The 22,678-nt window shown below is 38.4% G+C and carries 17 protein-coding genes; 5 read left to right on the top strand and 12 right to left on the bottom strand.

Annotation, left to right across the window (positions count from 1 at the left end; translation table 11 throughout):
• Position 1: 1 nt before the first annotated feature.
• The gene (locus tag RLO81_RS15905; RefSeq protein ID WP_350113819.1) at positions 2 to 433 is read right to left on the bottom strand and encodes an SRPBCC family protein; all 432 of its coding nucleotides are present in this window, start codon (positions 431 to 433) and stop codon (positions 2 to 4) included.
• Between the two features lie 84 nt (positions 434 to 517).
• The gene (locus RLO81_RS15900; RefSeq protein WP_350113816.1) at positions 518 to 1,909 is read right to left on the bottom strand and encodes an MATE family efflux transporter; all 1,392 of its coding nucleotides are present in this window, start codon (positions 1,907 to 1,909) and stop codon (positions 518 to 520) included.
• A gap of 198 nt (positions 1,910 to 2,107) precedes the next feature.
• On the opposite strand from RLO81_RS15900, the gene RLO81_RS15895 reads away from it, so the two are divergent.
• On the top strand, positions 2,108 to 4,075 hold the full coding sequence (locus RLO81_RS15895) for a tetratricopeptide repeat protein (RefSeq protein ID WP_350113813.1): 1,968 nt from the start codon (positions 2,108 to 2,110) through the stop codon (positions 4,073 to 4,075).
• Here RLO81_RS15895 and RLO81_RS15890 read toward each other — a convergent pair.
• Both RLO81_RS15890 and RLO81_RS15885 read right to left on the bottom strand, forming a co-directional pair.
• Positions 4,072 to 4,683, bottom strand: a complete 612-nt coding sequence (locus RLO81_RS15890; RefSeq protein WP_350113810.1) for a phosphatase PAP2 family protein — start codon at positions 4,681 to 4,683, stop codon at positions 4,072 to 4,074. The two genes, RLO81_RS15895 and RLO81_RS15890, sit on opposite strands and share 4 nt — an antisense overlap.
• A gap of 73 nt (positions 4,684 to 4,756) precedes the next feature.
• Positions 4,757 to 5,968, bottom strand: a complete 1,212-nt coding sequence (locus tag RLO81_RS15885) for a 4-hydroxy-3-methylbut-2-enyl diphosphate reductase (RefSeq protein WP_502880466.1) — start codon at positions 5,966 to 5,968, stop codon at positions 4,757 to 4,759.
• Between the two features lie 717 nt (positions 5,969 to 6,685).
• On the opposite strand from RLO81_RS15885, the gene RLO81_RS15880 reads away from it, so the two are divergent.
• Complete coding sequence (locus RLO81_RS15880) at positions 6,686 to 8,422, top strand: ABC transporter ATP-binding protein (protein WP_350113807.1); 1,737 nt, start codon at positions 6,686 to 6,688, stop codon at positions 8,420 to 8,422.
• Here RLO81_RS15880 and RLO81_RS15875 read toward each other — a convergent pair.
• Entirely contained in the window at positions 8,419 to 9,009 is a 591-nt protein-coding gene (locus RLO81_RS15875; protein ID WP_350113804.1) for a YkgJ family cysteine cluster protein, read from the bottom strand. The two genes, RLO81_RS15880 and RLO81_RS15875, sit on opposite strands and share 4 nt — an antisense overlap.
• Positions 9,010 to 9,125: 116 nt before the next feature.
• On the opposite strand from RLO81_RS15875, the gene RLO81_RS15870 reads away from it, so the two are divergent.
• Positions 9,126 to 10,961 carry a PAS domain S-box protein gene (locus RLO81_RS15870; RefSeq protein WP_350113801.1) on the top strand — a complete coding sequence of 612 codons (1,836 nt, stop codon included), beginning with the start codon at positions 9,126 to 9,128 and terminating at the stop codon, positions 10,959 to 10,961.
• 35 nt (positions 10,962 to 10,996) lie between these two features.
• Here the strand turns inward: RLO81_RS15870 and tpx are convergent, their stop codons facing one another.
• From tpx to RLO81_RS15835, 7 genes are all read right to left on the bottom strand, one after another.
• Positions 10,997 to 11,494, bottom strand: coding sequence for a thiol peroxidase (tpx, locus tag RLO81_RS15865; protein WP_350113799.1), 498 nt, complete (start codon positions 11,492 to 11,494; stop codon positions 10,997 to 10,999).
• Between the two features lie 6 nt (positions 11,495 to 11,500).
• Positions 11,501 to 13,378 carry a M1 family metallopeptidase gene (locus tag RLO81_RS15860; protein ID WP_350113796.1) on the bottom strand — a complete coding sequence of 626 codons (1,878 nt, stop codon included), beginning with the start codon at positions 13,376 to 13,378 and terminating at the stop codon, positions 11,501 to 11,503.
• A 118-nt stretch (positions 13,379 to 13,496) separates the two neighbouring features.
• Positions 13,497 to 14,663, bottom strand: a complete 1,167-nt coding sequence (locus RLO81_RS15855) for an AIR synthase related protein (protein WP_350113793.1) — start codon at positions 14,661 to 14,663, stop codon at positions 13,497 to 13,499.
• Between the two features lie 132 nt (positions 14,664 to 14,795).
• Complete coding sequence (locus tag RLO81_RS15850) at positions 14,796 to 16,334, bottom strand: M16 family metallopeptidase (protein ID WP_350113790.1); 1,539 nt, start codon at positions 16,332 to 16,334, stop codon at positions 14,796 to 14,798.
• A 6-nt stretch (positions 16,335 to 16,340) separates the two neighbouring features.
• Positions 16,341 to 17,729, bottom strand: a complete 1,389-nt coding sequence (locus RLO81_RS15845) for a M16 family metallopeptidase (protein ID WP_350113787.1) — start codon at positions 17,727 to 17,729, stop codon at positions 16,341 to 16,343.
• Between the two features lie 39 nt (positions 17,730 to 17,768).
• Positions 17,769 to 19,757: a CHU_0125 family OmpA-like outer membrane integrity protein gene (locus RLO81_RS15840; protein WP_350113784.1), complete on the bottom strand. Its 1,989-nt coding sequence runs from the start codon at positions 19,755 to 19,757 to the stop codon at positions 17,769 to 17,771.
• Between the two features lie 65 nt (positions 19,758 to 19,822).
• Positions 19,823 to 20,320 (bottom strand): hypothetical protein, encoded by a 498-nt coding sequence (locus RLO81_RS15835; RefSeq protein WP_350113781.1) that lies wholly within the window; start codon positions 20,318 to 20,320, stop codon positions 19,823 to 19,825.
• Between the two features lie 177 nt (positions 20,321 to 20,497).
• Here RLO81_RS15835 and RLO81_RS15830 point away from each other — a divergent pair, with 177 nt between their 5' ends.
• Positions 20,498 to 21,211, top strand: coding sequence for a response regulator transcription factor (locus RLO81_RS15830; protein ID WP_350113779.1), 714 nt, complete (start codon positions 20,498 to 20,500; stop codon positions 21,209 to 21,211).
• Complete coding sequence (locus tag RLO81_RS15825) at positions 21,208 to 22,677, top strand: sensor histidine kinase (RefSeq protein WP_350113776.1); 1,470 nt, start codon at positions 21,208 to 21,210, stop codon at positions 22,675 to 22,677. Before RLO81_RS15830 ends, RLO81_RS15825 begins: the two co-directional genes overlap by 4 nt.
• Position 22,678 lies beyond the last annotated feature (1 nt).

Here is a 22,678-nt window from a genome sequence, read left to right as displayed (position 1 = left end):
ATTAGTGGATACTTTCGTTTAATTTGTTAAAGACAAAATCCCAAGCATTTTCAAAATAGGAATATACCTGATCCCATTCTTCCCCCGTGCCCCAACCTAGATGGGTTAAAGTTAGATGAGTCAGTTTGTCTGACTCATCAAAAAGCAGAACCACCCATGTATGAATGCCCCTCACATTTGGGTATTCAGGAGGTGCGTTCCATGAAAATGAAAGCATTTTTTCTGGTAAATAACTAAGTATTTTACAACCCTCAGAACCTTGCATACCCTTAGGATTATCCTGTAAAAAATACATTTCGTATGCTCCACCTACTTTTAATTCAATCTTACACTTTTGACTGAAGAATGACTTTATACCCTCTTCTGTTGTCCATTTTTTCCATACTTCTGCTGCAGGCAGTGCAACAGTAGTCTTTTTAACAATCGATTTCATGATGAGTGGATTTTATATACAATTTACCACTTTCACTTTTAATTTGAAATTAGAATGCTTCGAAGAATCTGAATGAGACAGTTTTTACACTTCAACAGTCTTCCAATTCCCCTTTCTGAAAATATGAATACTCACAATAGCAAATAGGGATGAAGCAATTGCGATCGCCAGAAATATTCCCAATGGCCCCAAATCCAACGTTCTGGATAATGTCCAGGCCAATGGGACTTCAAACATCCAGAAACAGAAGAAATTAATAATAGTTGGCGTGCGTGTATCACCGGCACCATTAAACGACTGCCCTATTACCATACCATATGCAAAGAATATATAACCACAACAAATCACCCGCAAGGCCAATGCTCCGTATTTTACTACTTCTGGCTCAGAGGCAAATAAGCGGACAAACCACTCTGCCCAGATTCCAAAAATCAAGGATATAATTGCTAAAAAAACCATATTAAAAAATGCACACCTCCACACGGATGTTTCTGCTCGATCTGGAAATTTTGCGCCAAGGTTTTGCCCAACCAACGTAGCTGCTGCATTACTCAAACCCCAAGAAGGAAGAATAGTGAACATAATTATTCGAAACGCGATCGCATAACCGGCTAATACTTCACTGCCGAATACGGCACTTATTCTAACCAAAAATAACCAGCTCAGGGTGCCAATCATATACTGGCCTATGCCACCCAACGAGATGTTGATCAGGTTTCTGATAGTTTGCCATTTCAATTTAAAATGTTGCCAGCTTATCTGTATAGCTGATGAGTTTCCGGTAAGCACCCATAATTGTATAAGTACACCCACACCACGGCCAATATTAGTTGCTATGGCCGCACCTTCAACTCCAAAAGCAGGTATTGGGCCTAAACCAAAAATAAATATTGGATCGAGAATAATGTTGAGCCCGTTGGCTATCCATAATACTCGCATGGCAATGGAGGCATCTCCTGCACCACGAAATATCGCATTAATAAGAAACAGCAGCATCACCGTAATATTACCTCCCAACATGATTTTTGTATAGCCAAATCCTTCGGCAATTAAATCAGGTTCTCCTCCCATTAGATAGAGAATTTCTTTGGCAAAGAATATTCCTATTAGTGAAAAAACTGTCGATATAACTACGGTGATAAATATAGCTTGTAAACCTGCCTCAGCTGCTTTGTCAGGATTATTCTCTCCAATTCTTCGCGAAACAACTGCTGTTGCGGCCATGCTTAAGCCTATGGCCAGGGCATAGATAATCATAATAACAGATTCTGTTAGAGCAACTGTGGCAACTGCATTTACGCTTACTTTACCAACAAAGTAAATATCAACTACAGCAAATAGAGACTCCATGACCATTTCTAAAATCATGGGAACGGAAAGCATAAAAATGGCCTTGTTTATATTTCCTGAAACAAAGCTTTTTTGTTCGCCTTTTAAGGCTTGAATAAAATAATTGAAATATTTATGAATACGCATTTTATCGGTATTAACATTGGAATAAGATTAGTTTGCTAGTTAGGCGCTAACCTTCTGAAGGTTCCGACTAAAGTTTTACCGATAAAGTGCTCATGTGCGTGATATTTAAATCCTCGAAGAAGATTTTATTATTTGGTTGCAAATATGAATAAATTATTGCTAGTTTCAAATTGCTTTTTTAAATGGAAAACCGCCCATATGAAATATTGCTTTACTTTTTTGATCTTTATTCTGATTCCAGTTTTAGGTGTTGGACAGGATAGGGCTCATCAACTTGATAGTATTAAAGCTGTTTTAGAAGCTGCTAATAATGATTCTGTGAAGGCAGAGGCGTGTTATGAATTGGCTAAACTTTCTGAAACAGAAAACATCTACGAAGCAATTGAATACACAAAATCATCTGCTGAATTTGGCCTGGCCTCGGGGTTGGATAGAACAGCTGCAAGAGCATACAATTATCTTGGTATACTATATTTTGGAGTAGGCGATTACGAAAAGACCTTGAATTATTTTTATGATGTCCTCAATATCTATGAGCAAATACAAGATAGTGTGGAACTTGCCAAAGTTTACAACAATGTTGGCCTGATACTTATCGACCTGGGGCGAGCAGAGGAAGCTGTTGAATACTATAATAAGTCATTAAGAATAAAGAGATCTAAAGGTGATAAACTTGGCGAAGCGAATACCCTGAGTAATCTTGGATTGGTACATGCTGAGCAAGGCGATTATAGCCTGGCCCATAAATACTTCAAAAAATCACTTAAGGTAGATGAGGAGTTGAACCAAACGATTGGTGTGTTTAAAGACTTGAGCAATCTTGCGGATAATTACATAAATAGAGATATGTATGATTCTGCTGAGTATTATTACACAAGGGCCATGTCACTTATGGATCAGATAGATCAACAATACAATAAATCTGAACTGGTGCGAAGAATTGGCCGCCTTAATTATTTGAATGCTGAGTATGATCGTGCCCTTGAAAAATATACCATGGCACTACAAATGGCAGAGCAGATTAAAGCTAAATTACTAATTGGGAAAAACTACCTAGGCCTATCTGAAGTGTACAAAAAATTAGGCGATTATAAAATGGCGCTCGACAATTATGAGAAGTATGTGGCTATAAATCAAGAGCAGTTTAGCGAAGAACAGGCACAGAAATTAGCGCAGGTTGAGAATAATTTTCAAATAAAGCAGCGTGAAAATAAGATTGAGCTTTTAAACAAAGAGGCAGAGATTAAAGATTTGAGGCTCTCCAATACTCAAATGGTTATTTATTGGCTCGCAGGTATCGTATTACTTATTAGTGTTATTATCATGCTTCAGATTCGAAAGAATAATTACAAAACAAAAGCGAATAACTTACTTCGTGTGCAGAATGAGGAGATAATTGAAAAGAACAGGAATATTATGGACAGTATTCTCTGCGCTAAAAACATTCAACAAGCTATTCTGCCAGAAGATGATAAATTAAACAGCGTTTTTCAAGAGGCATTTGTGATGGCTAAAGCCAGGGATGTAGTTAGTGGTGATTTTTATTGGTTTGCCGAAAAGGGCGACAAAGTGCTCATAGCGGCAGTGGATTGTACCGGCCATGGTGTGCCTGCTGCTTTTTTAAACGTAATGGGCAATTCACTGCTAAATCAAATAGTTTACGAGGCCAATGTGCTTAATCCAGGAGATGTTTTAACAGAATTGAATAAACGTGTTCTTAGAAGTCTTAAATCAAATAAACTCTACACTCAGGTTGATGATGGTATGGACATAGGCATCTGCATGATGGATCGAAATACCAAGAAACTCACTTTTGCAGGAGCCAAAAGGCCAATGTACTTTTTCCATAATAGTGAGTTAAATGTAGTGAAAGGAGAACACTACCCTGTAGGGGGAGTGTTATATGCAGCCGAAAGGCAGTACAAAGAACATGAGCTTAACCTGATGCCCAATGATTCAGTGTATCTGTTTACTGATGGATTGGTAGATCAGTTTGGTGGTGATGAGAATAAAAAATTTATGTACGCACGGTTTAAAAAACTATTGAAAGATGTATGCGAGAAACCAATGAGTGAGCAAAAGAAAATAATTGAGAGCGAACTTATGAAATGGCAAGGTGAAAATGAACAAACTGATGATATGCTGCTGATTGGTGTAAGAGTCTAGTGCGACCTCAGTATTCTAAAATGGTAAAATCGTAAAATAGAAATACACACCAATAGCCAAATTAAACCTGCTGTGAAACCCGCCAGCACATCAGAAGGGAAATGGGCACCTAGATATACCCTGCTAAATCCTATTAATAGAATTAAAAAAGTTAGCGTAGAAATAAAAACCACTTGCTTGATTTTTGTTCGTGTGTATTGCCAAACAAGGTAGATGAGGAATCCATAAAAAGCCATAGCTGTCATGCTATGCCCGCTTGGAAAGCTTAGCGAACCTTCTCTTAGGGCAATCAACTGTAGGCTTTCATCTGGCCGTAACCTGCCATAGTAAAATTTTAATGCCAGATTGATCAGAAAGCCAGAAACCAAAATAATGAAGGCTTCAATGGAATGCGCCCATGTCCTATCATTTCTATAGAGTATCCAACCAACAATAGGTATTATAATAAAGTAGGCGGTGGCACTTCCCAGGGAAGTTATTACCATCATAGCGCGTGTTAAGAAAGTACTTCTTCCTTCAATAATTCTTTTGCTAAGCTGCTCATCAAAAGCCTGAAGTTCGCTCGAATGTAATTGTGATGAGAACTGGGTAAATAGTATCAGACCCAAGACACAGAAAAGTCCTGCTATAAAAATTGAGAATGCAAAAGTAAGCGATGAGGGCCTTTTGATAATAAAACAGCTATTGATTTTCAAATTCAGCCATTACTGATTCTACAGATTTGGCACCCTCAAAATAAGTTAAAATTTTCAATAAAACCTGGTCTACCAATGTGTCCGGGCAACTGGCACCACTGGTTAATACAATTTTGGTTGGTGATTTTTTCGGCAGCCAGCTATCCGTAGTTATGTGTTTATGGTTTGGATAGTCGTAATGATTAATAAGTTTTTCGCCTATAATCTCATTAGGGCTATTAATAAAATAGGTGGGGTATTTACGCTCGCAAAGCTCCACGATGTGTGATGTATTTGAGCTGTTATACCCTCCAACTACGATGGCTATATCGGCATTCTCTTCAAGTAAAGCGTATGTAGCATCCTGATTATCATTTGTAGCATAGCATAACGTATCCCGGGTATCAGCAAAGTGATTTTTTAACTCTGCCTCACCATAAACTGCTTGCATTGTTTGTTTAACAAAGTCTGCAATGGCCTGTGTTTCCGTTGCCAGCATGGTAGTTTGATTTACGACCCCCACTCGCTTTAAATCTTTGGAAGGATCAAACCCGTCTGAATATTTACCTTTAAAGTATTGAAAGAAATCTTCATGGGTTTTCTTTCCTTTAATCACATCACAAAGGAACTCAGTTTCAGCCATATTCTTAACAATTACGGAAGGGGCATTTTTTGAGCTGTGTGAAAAAGTGGCCCGGGTTTCTTCATGGTTATGCTTTCCATGAATGATTATGGTATGGCTATCTTCACCAAGTTTGGCAGAGCGTTTCCAAACCTTTTCTACAAACGGGCACGTGGTGTTGTATCGCTGCACTTCAATTCCTATCGTTTTCAGCTTCTCTTCAATTTCTAGTGTTGTTCCAAAAGCCGGCACAATTACGATATCTTCTGGCTTTAGTTGCTCCCATGGGATGAACTGAGTGCCATCCGTATCCATTATAAATTTAATACCGCGAGAAACTAAATCGTTGTTCACCTCCTGATTATGAATCATTTGGCTGAGTAGGTATACGTTTTTATCGGGGTTTTCTTCTAAAGCTTTATAACTTATTTCAATGGCGTTTTCTACACCATAGCAGAAGCCAAAGTGTCTGGCAATATGAAATTGTACAGGACCAAAATCCATAGTAGCGGGTGTAAAATCCTGCTTTCTCGGATCTGTCTGTTTTCTTAACTCCTTAACTCTGCCTGTAATGGATGAGCGATAATAGGAAGGGATATCAAAATTTTTAATGGCTATTAATTTTAAGTTGACCGATTAACTTTTCTATGAACAAAGATACATGAACATAAGTTTTGATCTCCTTAAAAACAAAAATGGGGACTTTTCTTAAGCGAAAAACCCCCATTTCATCTCACAGCAAAGCTGATCAATGGCTCAAACGTTGCTATCCGCGCTTCTGCTTACCTATAAATAGGCGCGCTTCTGATTTTCTTAAAGTCTCTTCGAGAAATACCACTCCCTTAGGTGATACTATGCCTTTTGACTTGTCGTGATTTCTCATTTCAATCTAATGAACAAGCCATTAAATCTTTAAGACCAAAAGGATAATTCAATCATTAGTTGACGAATCAATTAACAATAAACTTCTCTATGAATAGCGACAGTGTAGGAAACCCATTTCAGAATAAATGCTTTCACACTTAAACCTTTCATCGCATATTCGCAAAATCTTTAATACTTACCTGATACACTTTTGTATCTGCTAACGAAATAACCTCGTTTGATGAATCTAATGTCGTTATTAATTTCGCTTTGACAAACTTTCAACATGGTTTGTTTCCCACATGTTTTCCACCAAAAATCTTAACTAAAAGCAGGTAGTTATCCACCAAATTCTAGTGATAAAAACAGGCTTATTAACATTCTTGGCCTTAACGCACTTTTAACCATGTTTTAAGTGTTAGTTTACAATATCAAATCAATTTAATTTTAATGAGCAAGAATAAAGTATCGATTAGCCATGTGTTTAAAACCATCGTCTGGCCAAGGAGAAAACAACTCATTATTGGGTTAATTCTAATTATTATCAGCCGTTTGGCCGGATTGGTGTTACCTGGTGCCAGCAAATACCTGATGGATGATGTGATTCCCAATAATAATTTGGAAATGCTTAAGTTACTTTTACTCGCAGTTGGAATAGCCATTACTGTTCAGGCGATAACTTCTTTTGCACTTACTCAAATTCTTAGCGTTGAGGCACAACAACTTATTTCGCAATTACGGTCTAAAGTACAAGCTCATATTATTAAACTGCCCGTACGGTTTTTTGATAATGCTAAAACAGGCGAACTCGTTTCACGAATAATGACGGATGTAGAAGGGGTTAGAAATATTGTAGGTACTGGACTGGCGCAACTTTTTGGCGGTGTTTTAACCTCCATCATATGTTTGTTTTTGCTAATAAGCATTAGCCCCATGATGACCCTTTATGTACTTGTGCCTGTCGCCATCTTTGGTTTCATTTCTCTTAAAGCTTTCGGAAAAATACGACCTATTTTTAGGGAGAGAGGAGTAATTAATGCAGAAGTAACAGGCAGGCTCACGGAAACGCTTGGTGGAGTGAGGGTAATAAAAGGCTTTAATGCAGAAGCTCAGGAAATTAAAACTTTCGAAGATGGCGTAACACGGCTGTTCTTAAACATAAAGAAGAGCCTCACCTCTACCAGTCTGGTTACGAGTTCAGCCACCTTTTTATTAGGCTTGGCATCCACCGGCATTATGGGTATTGGTGGCTATATGATAATGAATGGCGATATGACCTTCGGGGATTTCCTGGCCTTTACACTTTATCTTGGGTTTATGATTGCACCTATTGTGCAAATGAGCAACATTGGCAGTCAACTTACTGAGGCATTTGCCGGCTTAGACCGAACAGAAGAAATTTTAAATACGCCACTTGAAGATGATCCTATGATCAGAACAAAGCAAATCAGCGAAATTAAAGGAGATATTACTTTTCAAGATGTTTCTTTTTCTTACGATGAAGGTAAGAAAGTAATAAAAAATATAAGCTTCGAAGCAGGCAGAGGCACGGTAACTGCTCTCGTAGGAACTTCAGGTTCGGGGAAAAGCACCATAGCCGGAATGGCAGCGTCATTCTTGGTGCCGGATTCAGGTAAGGTGCTGGTTGACGGGGAAGATTTAACAACCATAACTCTGGAAAGCTATCGAAGTCAGTTAGGGGTTGTTCTCCAAAATGATTTTCTATTTGAGGGCACCATTAGAGACAATATTTTATTTCCCCGACCGAATGCCTCTGAAGATGAGCTCATTCATGCTGTTCGAGCAGCGCATGTCGATGAATTTACAGATAGATTTGAAAAGGGATTGGATACCATGATCGGTGAACGTGGAGTAAAACTATCAGGTGGCCAGCAGCAAAGATTAGCAGTAGCCCGGGCCATTTTGGCCAACCCAAAGATTCTCATATTAGATGAGGCCACTTCAAATCTGGATATGGAAAGTGAGGCCTATATTCAGAAAAGTTTAAAATCTTTAATGAAAGGCAGAACCACTTTTGTGATTGCACATAGGCTAAGCACAATAAGGCAGGCTGATCAGATTCTTGTAATAGAAAATGGCGAGATAGTAGAGAAAGGCAAACATGATGAGCTACTTGCTAAAAGAGGCCGTTATCACAACTTACATGAATACCAAGCGAGGATTTAAGCTCTTCTTGGTTTTCGGTAAGAATAATAGGCTAACACTGTTTTTACAGCCATGTTAATAGCCTCGTTGATGGGTAGATGCTCTCTTCCCAAATCAGAATCGATAGCTCGCAATTGGTAATAGTAGTTAGACATTAATGGCGCATTACCATTGTTATTAATATGCTCAACGGCACGGTTGTATTCATCATTAAATTCTGATTTAATGGGCTTGCAGGTAACTAATGTTGGATTACCATGCTTATTCTTCATTGCAGAGAAACCAAATGCCCGGCAGATTAACCCTCTATATTGATAGTGGCCGCAAAAGCCTCTATCACTTTCAGTTAAAAGTGGTCTGAAAATTTTACATAAACCACCACTATTTTCAGTAAGGTCTTCCAACCACTGATAGGCCATGTCTCGTTTAAACAAATCGTAAGCAAAGGGAAGAAATTCAAGCGCTGTGGCTGTAATGTTTGGATTATGGCAACAAAGCCCACAACCGCTCACGCAATTTAAACCTGTATTTTGCTGGAAGGATTTAATATCCTTTTCAAGGCCGTTAAATACCCGTTCAACGGCTTTGACTTTGTAGTAGATTGACATGAAGCCAAATATTTTGCAAATGTATACATTGGCATGATCACATTTATCTGCCCCGTCAATTTATAAATTGAAAAAATTACGCCTACTATTTTAATTGAAATATAGTATATTACTGTGTGCGTATTTCTAAACCCCACCTGGCAAAAGTTGAACAACTGATAGCAATTGGTAATAAACTACAGGCTATCAGATACCTACAAAATAACGTGAACATGCCGTTGGACGAGGCTATAGATTCTGTGGAGTCATTAGACAACGAACATGGAGTGAATGAGAAGCTCAAAGAGCTGAACGATCAGCTGATGAAGCAGAACAAGGAATTGGCTCAAAAGGAAAAGGAACTTCAGAAATCAAACGATGAGCTGGTCGCTTCGCAAAAGGAAATTACACAAACTAAAGAACTGATTACCTCCATTAATACTAACTTATCAGAAGGTATTTACAGAAGCCATGCTATCGGAGGGTTAGTTTATGTAAATCAATCATTTGTTAGAATGTTTGGCTACGATAGCGTGGAGGAAATGCTAAGTGTTCCATCATCGGAATTATACGCTGACCCAAAATCAAGAAAGGGACTAACTTCATCCATACAAAAAGATAAATACCGTTCTAACCAGGAAGTGCTCTATAAGCGAAAAGATGGCTCTACTTTCTGGGGGTTAAACAGCTATTACCTGACGAAAGATGACAATGGCGATGCCGTTTTTGATGGGGCAATACGTGATATTACCGAAGAGAAGAAAATACAAAGAAAGATTCTTGAAAGTCAGCGCTTACTTGAATCTATTAACACCAACCTCTCTGAAGGCATTTACCGAAGTTACAAAAAGGGCGGTTTGATTTATGTAAATAAAGCATTTTCCAAAATGTTTGGCTATGAAAGCCCTGAGGAAATTCTGGCTGTTAAATCTATTAACCTGTATGCTGACCCCACTTCGAGGGAAGAGCCGATTCAAACGCTAATTGAAGATCATTCCAGATCTAATGAAGAAACTCTTTTTAAAAGAAAAGATGGGTCTACCTTTTGGGGATTAAACACCTACAGACTCACCACCGATGAAGATGGCAATGAAATATATGATGGTGCCGTTCGAGATATCACAGAACAAAAGATTTATCAGGAGAAGCTGAATAAACTAAATGCAGAGCTTTTACAACGAAATGAGGAATTGGCCGCACAGGAAAAAGAGTTGGAAGAGTCTAATGAAGCACTGCGATCTAATAGTTTAAGCCTTGTAAAAACATTAGAGGAATTATCTGATAGAAATTTTGAGCTCGATCAGTTGGTGTATAGAACCTCCCATGATTTAAGATCTCCACTCCGCTCTATTTTAGGGCTTGTAAATCTTTACAAGTTAGAGCATGAGCAGGCTTCTGATGATTACATTTTAAAAATTGAGGATCGCATCCTTAAAATGGACGAGTTCATTAAATCCATGCTCAATTACTCCAGAGCCAGCAGAATGGGCTTGCAGTATGAGCGTGTTAATATTAAAGAACTTATAGATGATAGTATCGAAGGCCTTGAATTTCTCGAAGGCTTTCAGAACATGCGAATCAACACGAAAGTGACTGGTGAACTTGAAAAAGTAGTAACGGATAAACTCCGCTTAAAAATTGTGCTGGGCAATATTCTTTCTAATGCAATTAAATACAGAAATCCAGAGCTTAAGGAAAATAAGCTGGATATCACCATTAAGGTATTAAAGAAAAGTGTGAAGATTATTTTTGAGGATAATGGCATAGGAATATCTAATGAGTACCTTAATAAGGTGTTTGATATGTTTTATAGAGCCACTGAGCAATCTGATGGTTCTGGTCTAGGGATGTATATTGTTAAACAATCGATAGAAAGGCTAGATGGCAAAATTGATATTGAAAGTGAGTTTGGGGCTGGAACCAAAATAACAATTACCCTGCCGATCGCAGAAGAAAAAAAGCCCACCGATTAAGGCAGGCTTCATTCTCAATTTATTCTATTAAGATATTAAAGAGCCGCTAAAGCTGCATCATAATTAGGCTCTTGCCCTATTTCAGGTACTAGTTCCGAGTGTTTCACTAAACCATCTTCTCCAACAACCACAACAGCTCTCGCATTCAGTCCTTTAAAGCCGGCATCTACTAATTCCACACCGTAATCTTTTGAATACGTATCATTTCTAAAGCCTGATAGTGTAATAGCATTTTCGATGCCTTCTGCACCGCAAAAACGAGATTGTGCAAAAGGCAAGTCTTTAGAAATGCATAATACAACTGTGTTGTCTAGTGAAGCCGCCTTCTCATTAAACTTTCTTACGGAAGTAGCACAAACTCCAGTATCAACACTTGGAAAAATGTTAAGGATCACTTTCTTCCCTTTATAGTCGCTTAAAGAAGCTTCAGATAAATCATTTTTAACAAGTGTAAAATCAGGAGCTTTGGTTCCTTTTTTAGGTAATTCTCCGTTTGTATTGGTGGGTTTGCCACCTAAAGTAATTTTCGCCATAATTTTCTATTTGTCTTTTAACAACGCATCAATGGAATTAGTTGAAACGAAATGATAATTAGGTCTTGCCTTAGCATAAATATCTTTTGCCATGGCCGTACCCTTATCTGTTTTAATCATCTCTTCGTAAAGAGGCATTAAAAACTTTCTTCTTCCTGTGTTTACTAAAAATTCTTCCAGTCTGTTATATGCTGGTGTGTAATCTTTGCTAATACTTTTTACCAACCACGCTGTAAGTACTTCGGAATTACCGGTATTTGTGAATTTAAATGCTGTATCTAGCATTTTCATTTGCTCTGCTGTGTATTCTTCTGGAATACTCCTTACAAAATGCAACCACTCGTGAGAAGACCATTCTGAAGTATTAAGATCTAATGGAGTGCTTCCAGCTTTCAGCTTTTCCCATTCTGCATCTACCAAAGCAAACTTGTCTGATTGTGGAGCAGGTGCATTTTCAGGTAAACCTGATTGGTAAATCCACTGTTCAGCTTTTTCTTTGTTGAATGTAAGGTTGTTCTTCTTATACAAGTCGTTTTCTAATCTCTCGAGGAAACCTTCGGTAGTCATTCCTTCAAAGGCATTATCATTAAAATACATTTTTAGGAAAGCATCAAATCGCTCTCTGCCCACTTCTTCTTCAATGCTTCTAAGGAATAAATAACCTTTATCATAAGCTATCGAGGTAACACCATCATCGGGATTACGGCCTTCCAATTCAAGCTTCAGTCTGGTATCATTTTCCGAACCGTTAGCAATCATATCCTGAATCTCCGTTTTCAAATCCTGAGCTGATAGTGACGCCAACATTTCGGAATAAGCTCTGCCGTAAAGCTTTTCCATAATTCTCTGCTCAAAATACACAGTGAAGCCTTCATTTAGCCAGAAATCGTTCCAGGTGGCATTGGTTACTAAATTACCAGACCATGAGTGAGCAAGCTCATGTGCAACCAGAGAAGTTAAAGATCTGTCGCCAGCAAGAATTGTTGGTGTAGCAAACGTTAAACGGGGGTTCTCCATTCCACCAAAAGGGAAACTTGGAGGTAATACAATAATGTCATATTCTTCCCATTGGTACGGACCATAAAGTTCTTCAGCCGCGCTAATCATCTCCTCCAACTCACCAAACTCGTATGCAGCTTTCTCTACTACAGATGGTTCTGCATATACTCCTGAACGTGCACCAATTCGTTTGAATTCTAGCTCGCCAACCGCAAGAGCAAGCAAATAGGCAGGAATAGCTTGATCCATCTTAAATGTATAAACTCCGGTCTCATTTGTTTCTGTAGGGTTTTCGGCACTCATTAAAGCCATCAAGCCTTTTGGCACGGTTACTTCAGCTTCATAGGTAAATCGTATACCTGGTGAATCCTGAACGGGAACCCAGCTTCTGGCAAGTATTGCCTGAGATTGAGTAAACAGGAAAGGAGAGTTTTTATCTGCAGTCTGCACAGGGTCTAACCACTGTAAAGCCTCAGCTCCTGGTGAGGTGCTATAATGTATAGCAACAGTAGTTGTTTCAGGTGCAATTTTTATTTCTAATGGTGAGCCCAGGTGATCTACTTTTTCGCCCAGGTTAAATTCCAGATCATTGCCGTTAGCATCTGTTACTTTGGTAACATTTAATTCCTTTGTATCCAACACTAATTTATTAGCATCAGCGTCATTTTTTAAATTGAAAGTAGCTACACCACTGATAGTTTTCTTTTCAAAATCTACTTCAGCATTCCAGCTCAGGTGTTTTATAACAGACTCGCTAGGAAGAGCAAATGAATGAGGATCTTTTACCGGGATTACCTCATCAGCCTTGTTTGTTTCTTCTGACATTTCGCTTTTTGAATTACAAGCCGCAATGGCTAATAGAAAAACAAATATTTTATAATTCATACTTTGATATTTTATTTGGATGCAAACTAAAAAATCTAGTTGTTAACAAATAGATATAGGTGAAATTATATTGATTTATACTCTGTAAAAGGACACTTAATAAGGATAAGAGGTAGGGCTAATTATAAATAAACTCACCCATTTCACTTTTTACGGTAACCTGCTTTTTATCACTTGGTTTAACATGACCTATTACTTTGGCTCGTACATTAAATCCTTGTGATATGTCCATCAGTTCGTCAGCAATATCTTCAGGTACATACAACTCTAACCGGTGCCCCATATTGAAAACTTTATACATCTCTTTCCAATCTGTCCCGCTTTCTTCTTGAATGGTTCTGAAAAGTGGTGGGATTTCGAAAAGATTATCTTTTATAATATGTAAGTCGTCTACAAAATGAAGTATTTTGGTTTGAGCACCACCACTGCAGTGCACAGCCCCGTGGATCTCTGATCTAAATTCCTTTAGTATAGCTGACATAATAGGGGCGTAGGTTCTTGTAGGCGCCAACACCATTTTACCTGCATCTATAGGCACACCTTTAATTTTGTCAGTCAATTTTTTACTTCCTGAGTAAATTAATTCTTGCGGTACTGATGGATCAAATGATTCAGGGTATTTTTCTCTGTATATCTTATTGAAAACATCGTGCCTTGCAGAAGTAAGGCCGTTGCTTCCCATTCCACCATTGTATTCTGATTCATATGATGCCTGCCCGTAAGATTCAAATCCAACAATTACATCTCCGGGCTGAATGTTGGCATTATCTATCACATCAGAACGTCTCATTCGAGCTGTAACTGTGCTATCCACTACAATGGTTCGTACTAAATCACCTAAATCAGCGGTTTCACCACCTGTGCTAATGATGTTTACACCATTGTTTCTCAGCATTTCCAGTACTTCTTCTGTTCCGTTAATAATAGCCGCTATCACTTCACCGGGTATTACGTTTTTATTTCTTCCAATAGTGGAGGAAAGTAAAATGTTGTTGGTAGCCCCAACGCAGATCAAATCATCAATATTCATGATAATGGCATCTTGTGCTATGCCTTTCCAAACGGATATGTCGCCTGTTTCTTTCCAGTATAAATATGCTAGTGAAGATTTTGTACCTGCACCATCGGCATGCATCACCGTGCAATAGTCAGGGTCACCAGTAAGGTAGTCCTCAACTATTTTACAAAATGCTTTTGGGAAAAGGCCTTTGTCAATGTTTTTAATAGCATTGTGAACATCTTCTTTAGAAGCAGAAACTCCGCGTTGATCATACCGATTGCTCATGAAATGATGGGTTTATGATTGTGGGGCAAAAATAAGAAAACTGGCAATGGAATCGGGTAGTTTTTTTAAAACCTATGATCCAATAAAAAGGCTGCCATCTGCAGCCTTTATCTTAATTCGATATTTTCAGAGTTAATCTACAAACAATTCTTTTGGCTCAGTAATTTGAACATCCTTCACGTTCAATTTCAGACCTTCAACATCTTTATCGAGTTCAAACACTTCCTCAGGCAAACTTTCCTTGATAATATTTGAATAGGCCATTGGCGAAACCTGATTACTCATAAGACTTTTCTTCAAAGGCTCAGCTTCTTGCGTATCTGTAATCATTGTTACATACATGTTATCCGTTTGAAGATATTTAGCCGCTGCCGCATTCACCCCTTCTAATGTGAGTGAAGCTAACTTCTTATCCATCTGTTCTATGTAGTTATCCATACCATAAAACTCAGAGTCTAATAGGAAACCCAATTGGCGCTCGGGAGTTTGGATGTACAACTTCATGTAACTTCTTAAAAACTGGCGGGTTAAATCAAATTCTTCTTGTGTTAAGCCTTCGGTTTTAACCCGATTGATTTCATTCACGGCCATTCTTAAGGCAAAATGCGCGTGCCCAATTTTTATGTCACTCAATTCAGGATATTGCCCTTTCAAACTGATCGCAGTTTGTACTGGTCTTAACCAAATGGCAAAGTAATTCTGACTTCTCGGGAAACCGGTTAACGGCAGCTGGTAACTGCCACCATTCTCATACCATTCAATATAGGTATAATCGCCATAATTCATAGATCGCTGCTCTCTGATTAACTGATATAGCTTGCTATATGACTTTCTGTGCTCACCTAAATAAGAATTAACAACCAACATAGCAGGCCAATCTTTCGAAGCTCTGTTAATTTCAAGAGGATAGCCAGTATACACAGCAGTCCCTAAATTGTTTGGCTTAGGTACTAATTGAACGCGAATTCCATCAGGCATTTTCACTTCCTCTAAAGATGATAATTCTGGCTTGGTATCGGAGAGCTTATTAAGGTCAGCCTTTATTTTTTGAACGAAAGATGCAGGGTAGCTTCCGGCAACACCTACAGTTACATTATTGCGAGTAAAGAACGTCTTAAAGTGATTAACAACATCTTCTCTGGTAATATTTGCCAACCCATTCACCGTACCGGCTTTCATATGCTGATAGCCTGTGCCTGCGAAAAGTTGCTCTTCCAGTGCCATCTTACTAAAGTCTTCATCAGAATTCGCTTTAATTACCTCTTTCACATACACTTCTGTATTAGACTTCACCCTGTCAAAATCTTTTTGATCGAATGTTGGGTTGAGCAATAAGCTTATGAAAATGTCATAAAACTTATCGAGAAAATCTTTGTGTACCTGAAAGGTAAAAGTGGTCATTTCTTTATCGGTAAATGAACCGTATTGTGCGGCCATTGGATAGATTAAATCATCTATTTGAGACTTGGAGTATTTATCACTTCCTGATTGGGTTAGAACAGAAGCTGTCAAGTTTGTCAAGCCTTCTTTTCCTTCAGGGTCAGTAATAGAGCCATTTTTGAAAGCAAATTTTACCACCACCTTGGTTGAAGTCATTGGCAATTCAATCACTTCTTGCGACCAAGTTTTTGTAGTAATAAGTATTAGAAAGATGTATATAAATTTTTTCATGAGTGCTTAGAGATTAATGTTTAACATTTCAGCTACTTGTAATTGCTCATCACCTGTAATCGTGCCGATTGTTAAGTGCTTATCAACAAAATATTTTTTTGCAACACGCATAATATCTTCTGCTGTTACATCTTCATATTGCTGGTACGCTTTATTCACAGCTGCTGGGTCTCCTGTTAACCATATGTAACCAGAAAGTGAGTTGGCAATACTCGATGGATTGTCTAAACTCATAGCATAGCTGTATTTAATATTACTTTTTGTTTCCATCAACAATACAGAATCAACGGGCTCGGTTTTTAGTTTTTCGAGCAGCGCATCAATTTCTGACTTCACATAACTCATATCACCTTTATCAACCAATACCGCATTTACCGACCAAAGGCCTGGGTCAACCATATTCAAACCTCCTGCTGAGAGACTTCTCACTTTCTGATCTTCAATCACTAATTTTTTGTAGATGTCAGACTTTTCAGCAAAGGCCATGTTTCCAATCACATCTAAAACGGCCATATCATTATTCTCAACAGAGAAAGCAGGGCCTTTATAGTTTATTCCCAGTACAGGAGGAAAGTTAGCTTCCTTAATATGCGCATGTCGAGTTTCTTGCTGCTCAGGCTCCTGTGGAATTTCCTGCTTGAACGACCCTCTTTTCCAAACGCCAAAATATTTTTTAGCCAACGCCATTACTTCCTCTTTATTCACATCACCCACTACCATTAGTGTCGTATATTCAGGTCGGTAAAAACGATCGAAGAACTCTAAAGAATAGTCATACTGGTTAGGCATGTCCACCACATCTTCCCAAAAACCAATAGTGGTATGCGAGTAGGTGTGTTCAGTAAAAGCAGTGTTGTACGTTTTTTCATACAGCTTGCTATAAGGGCTTGAGTAATTCTTCGTGTATTCACCTTTTACAGCTCCAGCTTCCACCTTAAAATCTTCTTTCGAGTACTTAAGATTCATAAAACGGTCAGCTTCAAGCTCAAACATTTTATCCAGCATATCGGCATTACCTGTCATGTGATACAATGTTCTATCCCACCAGGTATTTGCGTTTGCCGCAGCACCTATAGCTTTTAAGGCCTCACTGTATTCTTCTTTAGAATACTTGTCAGTACCACGAAACATCATGTGTTCAAAGAAATGGGCAAATCCTGTTTTTCCTTCTTCTACTTCATCTCTACTTCCGGCTCTCACCACAAGATAAAACGAAGCTAATCCTGGGCTTTCATAAGGTACAGTTACTACATTCAAGCCATTTTCAAGGGTATCCTGATGTATTGGATAGGGGAAAATGCCTTCGGGCTCGTTATTTTCTGCAATCTCTTTATTCGAATTACAGCTAACTATAAATAACATGGCTGAACAAACAGCCAAAAGTGTGTTTTTCATAATAAGTGTTGGGTTTGGTTTCAATAAAATTAGTTTGGATTAATTACCAGTATCATCGAAGTAATCGTCTTCATCAAAATCTTCGCCATCGCTTCTTCTGCCCACCTCTAAAATCTTGAATTCAGTTCTTCTGTTTACCTGATGTTGTTCTTCGGTAGTAGCATTTTGTATTATCAACTTTGATTCACCATAGCCGCGTGCCACCAGCCTCGATTTCTCGATTCCTTGTGAAGCTATGTAGTCAACAGCAGATTGAGCCCGCCTTTCAGAGAGCCTTAAGTTATATTGCTCGGTTTGCCTGTCATCTGTATGTGAGCTCAGCTCAATTTTAATTTCAGGATTATCCTTTAAAATAGTAACGAGCTTGTCCAATTCAGCGGCAGCATCATCCCTTATTTCATATCTATCCAAATCATAATAGATGTTTTCAAGAACAAATACTTTGTTCTTCTCTAGTCTCTCCAAAACAAGCAGTGTGTCAAATTTCACATCAGTTACAAGTGACGTGAGCGTATCACGATCCGCTGATTTACCAACCGTTGTAAATGGTTGTCTTGTAATTAAATATTGCTGCTTACCACCTGTCTTTTTAGCAACCAGGTTGTAATGTTCATGCTCATATACTCTGAATAAGAATTTGCCATCATCCCCGGTAGTTGCCTCATCCAATTCGTTACCATCGTAATCTAGCAAGCGAACATCAACGCCAGTTAATATCTGCAATGAATCATTGTTATCATGCGTCATGGTAACGCCTTCCAGATAGTAGTTCACAATTTTCAGATCGGGGTCTTCATTCAGGAAGGTATAGATATCATCGTCACCTTCCCCACCATCACGGTTAGAGGTAAAAAAACCTCTGTCTGCTTTGTAAAGGAACATACCGAAATCATCGGCATTGGAGTTGATTGGAACGCCTAGATTTTCAACGGTAGTTACACCATTTCTTCTTTTGGCAACAAATAAATCCAGACCGCCAAAACCGGGATGCCCATCACTGGAAAAATACAAATAGCCATCGTCTGAAACATAAGGGAACATATCGTTTCCTGTAGTATTTAATTCAGGGCCTAAATTGGTGACCTTATAAAACCGGCCTCTTGCATTTCTTCTAGCGCTGTAAAGATCTACTCCACCATAACCACCTGGGCGATTTGAGGCAAAATAGAGTGTTCTTCCATCTCTGCTAAACGCAGGTGAAGAATCCCAATAGCCAGGGTTATTAATATTAAGCATGCGAGGCTCTGTCCACTGGCCATTTCTTAGAATTGACATAAAAAGGTTCACATCGGCTGTGCCTTTCCTTTTTCCTGAATTTCCTCTGGCGAAAACCATTGTTTTACCATCAGGGCTAAAGGTTAATGAGCCTTCATTAATGTTGTTAGTGTTAATTAAATCACTGATAGACTTTATACTTGTGCTATCTACACGGGCACCGTTTGTTTCTGCCATATAAATGTTAGTAAAAGGCGTGCCTGTGGCTAAGTAAATTTTGTTATTTCCCCTGCTAGAGGTAAAATATAATTTACCATCATTATAGATAGGCGAGTATTCTGCGGCCGATGAGTTTATGGCTGAAAGGTTTTTAACCCTAAAAAAGTTTTCCTTTTTCCTGAGCTCATCCAGATAGTTCAGATTGTCAAATTCTTCACTTGCACGCGCCTGAAATTCCTCATTATCAACGGTTTTTAAGTATTTATCAAGCTCCTCCCTGGCTTTTTCGTATTCACCTCTCGATTTTAAAGCAAAGGCATAGTGAAGTCTAATGGAGTCATTTTCCATTCCATTGAGCATAGCTTTTTCGTAATAGGGAGCCGATTCAAAGAACCTGTTTGATTTACGATAGGCTTCGGCCACAAAGAAGTTAGCCTCAGGGTCATCCGGATTTTTGGCTAATACCTTATTATATGTATCAATGGTGTTTTGATACCTACCTAATGAAAATTCTTTATTCGCCTTTTTGTAAACACTGCAAGAAGCAGTAATGAGTAGCAACAGTGCCACCAAAAATTGTGTTATGCGGTTCATGCGTTATTATTCTACTTCAATAATAATGAATTACAAGTCCTGAATGATAACGAAAAACAATTTTGTTAGATTGCTGTGGAAGGCAGAAACCTGCCGGCCCAACTTTCTGACAGCGGTAAAATCCACTTATCTTTCAATTCACCCTTTATCGAAATAGCATTGTTAAACACTTTCACTTCATTAGAGAGCTCTCCGGATTTTACTTTGTTTTTAAAATTACTGAGTGATTCTATTTTTACATCTTCGTTTTCAATAAATGCGATTTGGGTTCTGTCAAATAAATCAACATTTAAGCTTTGGCCTATTGATCTGATAAAATTTACTGATGAATCAATAGAACAACCAGTTGCATTATGCAGGTTTTCATCTACTGCCAATACTACAAAACGATTATAATATATTTTATAGGATGCCTGTAAGTTGTTGCCATGGGCTGTCCATTGATTAATGAACTGCACTAGCATGGGTTCAATTTTAGCTATTTCTTCAACCGTAAGTTCTCGTGATGATTGATACACCCACAACCTTGCACTGTCCGAAATAGAGTCAAATGATACATACATAGTTTCAAATTTAACAAATAAACTTATTCCAATAGCCAAAAGTTTCACAAGTCAGGCAAATGACTTTTTAGCCACTTTTCCTGCCATAATTTAGCCGTAGTATTCCACAAATCGTTACCGTGATAGTTTCGTGATACTTGATAAATACATTTGAGTATCGTTTTGGATGTAATTAAAATGAAAAGAGTCCTCCTCATAGAAGATGATTTACACATCAAAGAGCTTTTAGAAATTCACTTAAAAGATCTCGGATGTGAGCTTACCATGGCCATGGATGGCAAGGTGGGCTACACACAGGCACTTAGGGAGTCTTATGATCTTATCATTCTGGATATCATGCTTCCAAATAAGGATGGCCTTGAAATATGCCGAGACCTGCGAGCTCAAAAGATACATACCCCTATTTTAATGTTGACAGCACGAAGTGAGGAAATAGATAAAATTATGGGGCTTGAAACAGGGGCTGACGATTATTTGACCAAACCATTTAGCGTGAGAGAATTCATTGCCAGGGTAAAAGCAATTTTTAGACGTGTGGAGATGTCGAAAGAAGATCCCGAAGAAGAGGCGGTTTTAAAAGTGGGGTCACTGATTATTGATCATGCAAAAAGAAAAGTTTTAGACGGTACAGATCGTATTGAATTAACCCCTAAAGAATTCGATTTACTGTACTTACTGGCGTCAAACCCTGGTAAGAGCTATAGTCGAGACCGGTTATTGACGTTGATTTGGGGGTATGAATTTGAAGGGTATGAACATACTGTTAACTCACATATTAATCGCTTGAGAGCAAAAGTGGAAAAAGATTTGGCTAACCCGCTTTATATCCTGACTACCTGGGGTGTAGGTTATCGCTTTAATGATGAATTAGAATTTAATACGGTATCATGAAAAATCTTACGTTTTTCTGGAAAATAAGCTTGACAGTAGCTGGTCTGCTCCTGGTAGTTGGGTTTGTGTTTGTGGCAGTGACAGCCGAATATGCAGAGCAGTATTATCAGGAAAGAAATCAAAGACTAAATGCCTCTATTGCAGAACATATCATTTCAGAAGTTAAACCATTCATTAATGGTGAAGTCACAGAAGAGGCTACACACGATATTATGCATCACATGATGGCCATTAATCCTAGTGTTGAAGTTTATCTAACTGACCCAAATGGGAAAATATTGAGCTATGTGGCGCCATATAAAAAAGTAAAGATGGATTCCATTAACCTGGATCCTGTCAAAGAGTTTATCGCGACAAGGGGCAATCAATATGTAGTAGGTGATGATCCCAGAAATCCCAATAAACAGAAAGTTTTTTCGGCAGCTCCAATAATTGGAGTTGATGAAAAGTTGGAAGGCTATGTGTATGTGGTGTTGGCGAGTGAAGAATATGAGTCCGTATCAGATTATGTTTTAGACAGCTATATCGCCACTTTAGGAGGCCGAACCTTGCTGATTTCGTTATTCGGTGCTCTTGTGTTAGGGATTTTTGTGATATGGCTGATTACAAAAAGCCTAAATAAACTGATTGATACTGTCAATAGATTTCGAAATGGCGAAATGAGTGCCAGAATGGAGGTCATTAAGGATGGTGGACTAAATGATTTGTCCATAGCCTTCAATGAAATGGCTGACACAATTGTCGGTAACATTGAAGACTTAAAATCTATGGAGAACCTTAGACGGGAACTAGTTGGAAACGTTTCTCACGATTTGCGCACCCCCCTTGCCGTAATTCATGGCTACATCGAAACATTGATCATCAAAAAGGATCATCTGACGACAGAAGAACGCGAAAAGTATCTGACCATCATTTTGGAAAGCACTGAGAAGCTTAAAAAGCTTGTAAATGAATTATTTGAGCTTTCTAAGCTGGAAGCGAAGCAAGTGGTGCCAAATAAAGAGCCATTTTACATCCAAGACCTAATAAATGACTTAGTGCATAAATATCAGGTATTAGCTCAGGAGAAAGACATTATTATTCAAGCAAGTACAGAGGCAAGCCATTCGAACATGATGGTAGTTGCTGATGTGAGCTTAATTGAGCGCGTACTGCAAAACCTAATTGACAACGCCTTAAAATTTACTCCTCGACACGGCCTGGTAACATTACAAATTGATCATACTGATCAGAATGTAGAAATAAAGGTATCTGACAACGGGCCGGGAATTCCTAAAGAGCAAATTCCGTTTATTTTTGATAGATATCATATCGGTGATAAACGAATTAGTCTGGATAAAAATAATACGGGTTTAGGCCTGGCTATCGTGAAGAAAATTTTAGAAATACACGATGCTACCATTGAATTGACCAGCAGAATCAATCAAGGCACTACATTTAAATTTCAATTACCTCAATATGTTTGAT

Origin of the sequence: Fulvivirga sp. (assembly GCF_040220315.1) — a bacterium.
In the GTDB taxonomy this organism is placed as follows: Bacteria; Bacteroidota; Bacteroidia; order Cytophagales; family Cyclobacteriaceae; genus Fulvivirga.
The sequence above is the reverse complement of the archived record's forward strand: the minus strand, read 5'-3'. Positions and strand labels throughout refer to the sequence as shown.

What these genes read in the sequence shown, in the direction of transcription:
- RLO81_RS15905 (WP_350113819.1), bottom strand. Translation starts at nt 433, where the DNA reads ATGAAATCGATTGTTAAAAAGACTACTGTTGCACTGCCTGCAGCAGAA.
- RLO81_RS15900 (WP_350113816.1), bottom strand. Translation starts at nt 1,909, where the DNA reads ATGCGTATTCATAAATATTTCAATTATTTTATTCAAGCCTTAAAAGGC.
- RLO81_RS15895 (WP_350113813.1), top strand. Translation starts at nt 2,108, where the DNA reads ATGAAATATTGCTTTACTTTTTTGATCTTTATTCTGATTCCAGTTTTA.
- RLO81_RS15880 (WP_350113807.1), top strand. Translation starts at nt 6,686, where the DNA reads ATGAGCAAGAATAAAGTATCGATTAGCCATGTGTTTAAAACCATCGTC.
- RLO81_RS15875 (WP_350113804.1), bottom strand. Translation starts at nt 9,009, where the DNA reads ATGTCAATCTACTACAAAGTCAAAGCCGTTGAACGGGTATTTAACGGC.
- tpx (WP_350113799.1), bottom strand. Translation starts at nt 11,494, where the DNA reads ATGGCGAAAATTACTTTAGGTGGCAAACCCACCAATACAAACGGAGAA.
- RLO81_RS15860 (WP_350113796.1), bottom strand. Translation starts at nt 13,378, where the DNA reads ATGAATTATAAAATATTTGTTTTTCTATTAGCCATTGCGGCTTGTAAT.
- RLO81_RS15855 (WP_350113793.1), bottom strand. Translation starts at nt 14,663, where the DNA reads ATGAGCAATCGGTATGATCAACGCGGAGTTTCTGCTTCTAAAGAAGAT.
- RLO81_RS15850 (WP_350113790.1), bottom strand. Translation starts at nt 16,334, where the DNA reads ATGAAAAAATTTATATACATCTTTCTAATACTTATTACTACAAAAACT.
- RLO81_RS15845 (WP_350113787.1), bottom strand. Translation starts at nt 17,729, where the DNA reads ATGAAAAACACACTTTTGGCTGTTTGTTCAGCCATGTTATTTATAGTT.
- RLO81_RS15840 (WP_350113784.1), bottom strand. Translation starts at nt 19,757, where the DNA reads ATGAACCGCATAACACAATTTTTGGTGGCACTGTTGCTACTCATTACT.
- RLO81_RS15835 (WP_350113781.1), bottom strand. Translation starts at nt 20,320, where the DNA reads ATGTATGTATCATTTGACTCTATTTCGGACAGTGCAAGGTTGTGGGTG.
- RLO81_RS15830 (WP_350113779.1), top strand. Translation starts at nt 20,498, where the DNA reads ATGAAAAGAGTCCTCCTCATAGAAGATGATTTACACATCAAAGAGCTT.
- RLO81_RS15825 (WP_350113776.1), top strand. Translation starts at nt 21,208, where the DNA reads ATGAAAAATCTTACGTTTTTCTGGAAAATAAGCTTGACAGTAGCTGGT.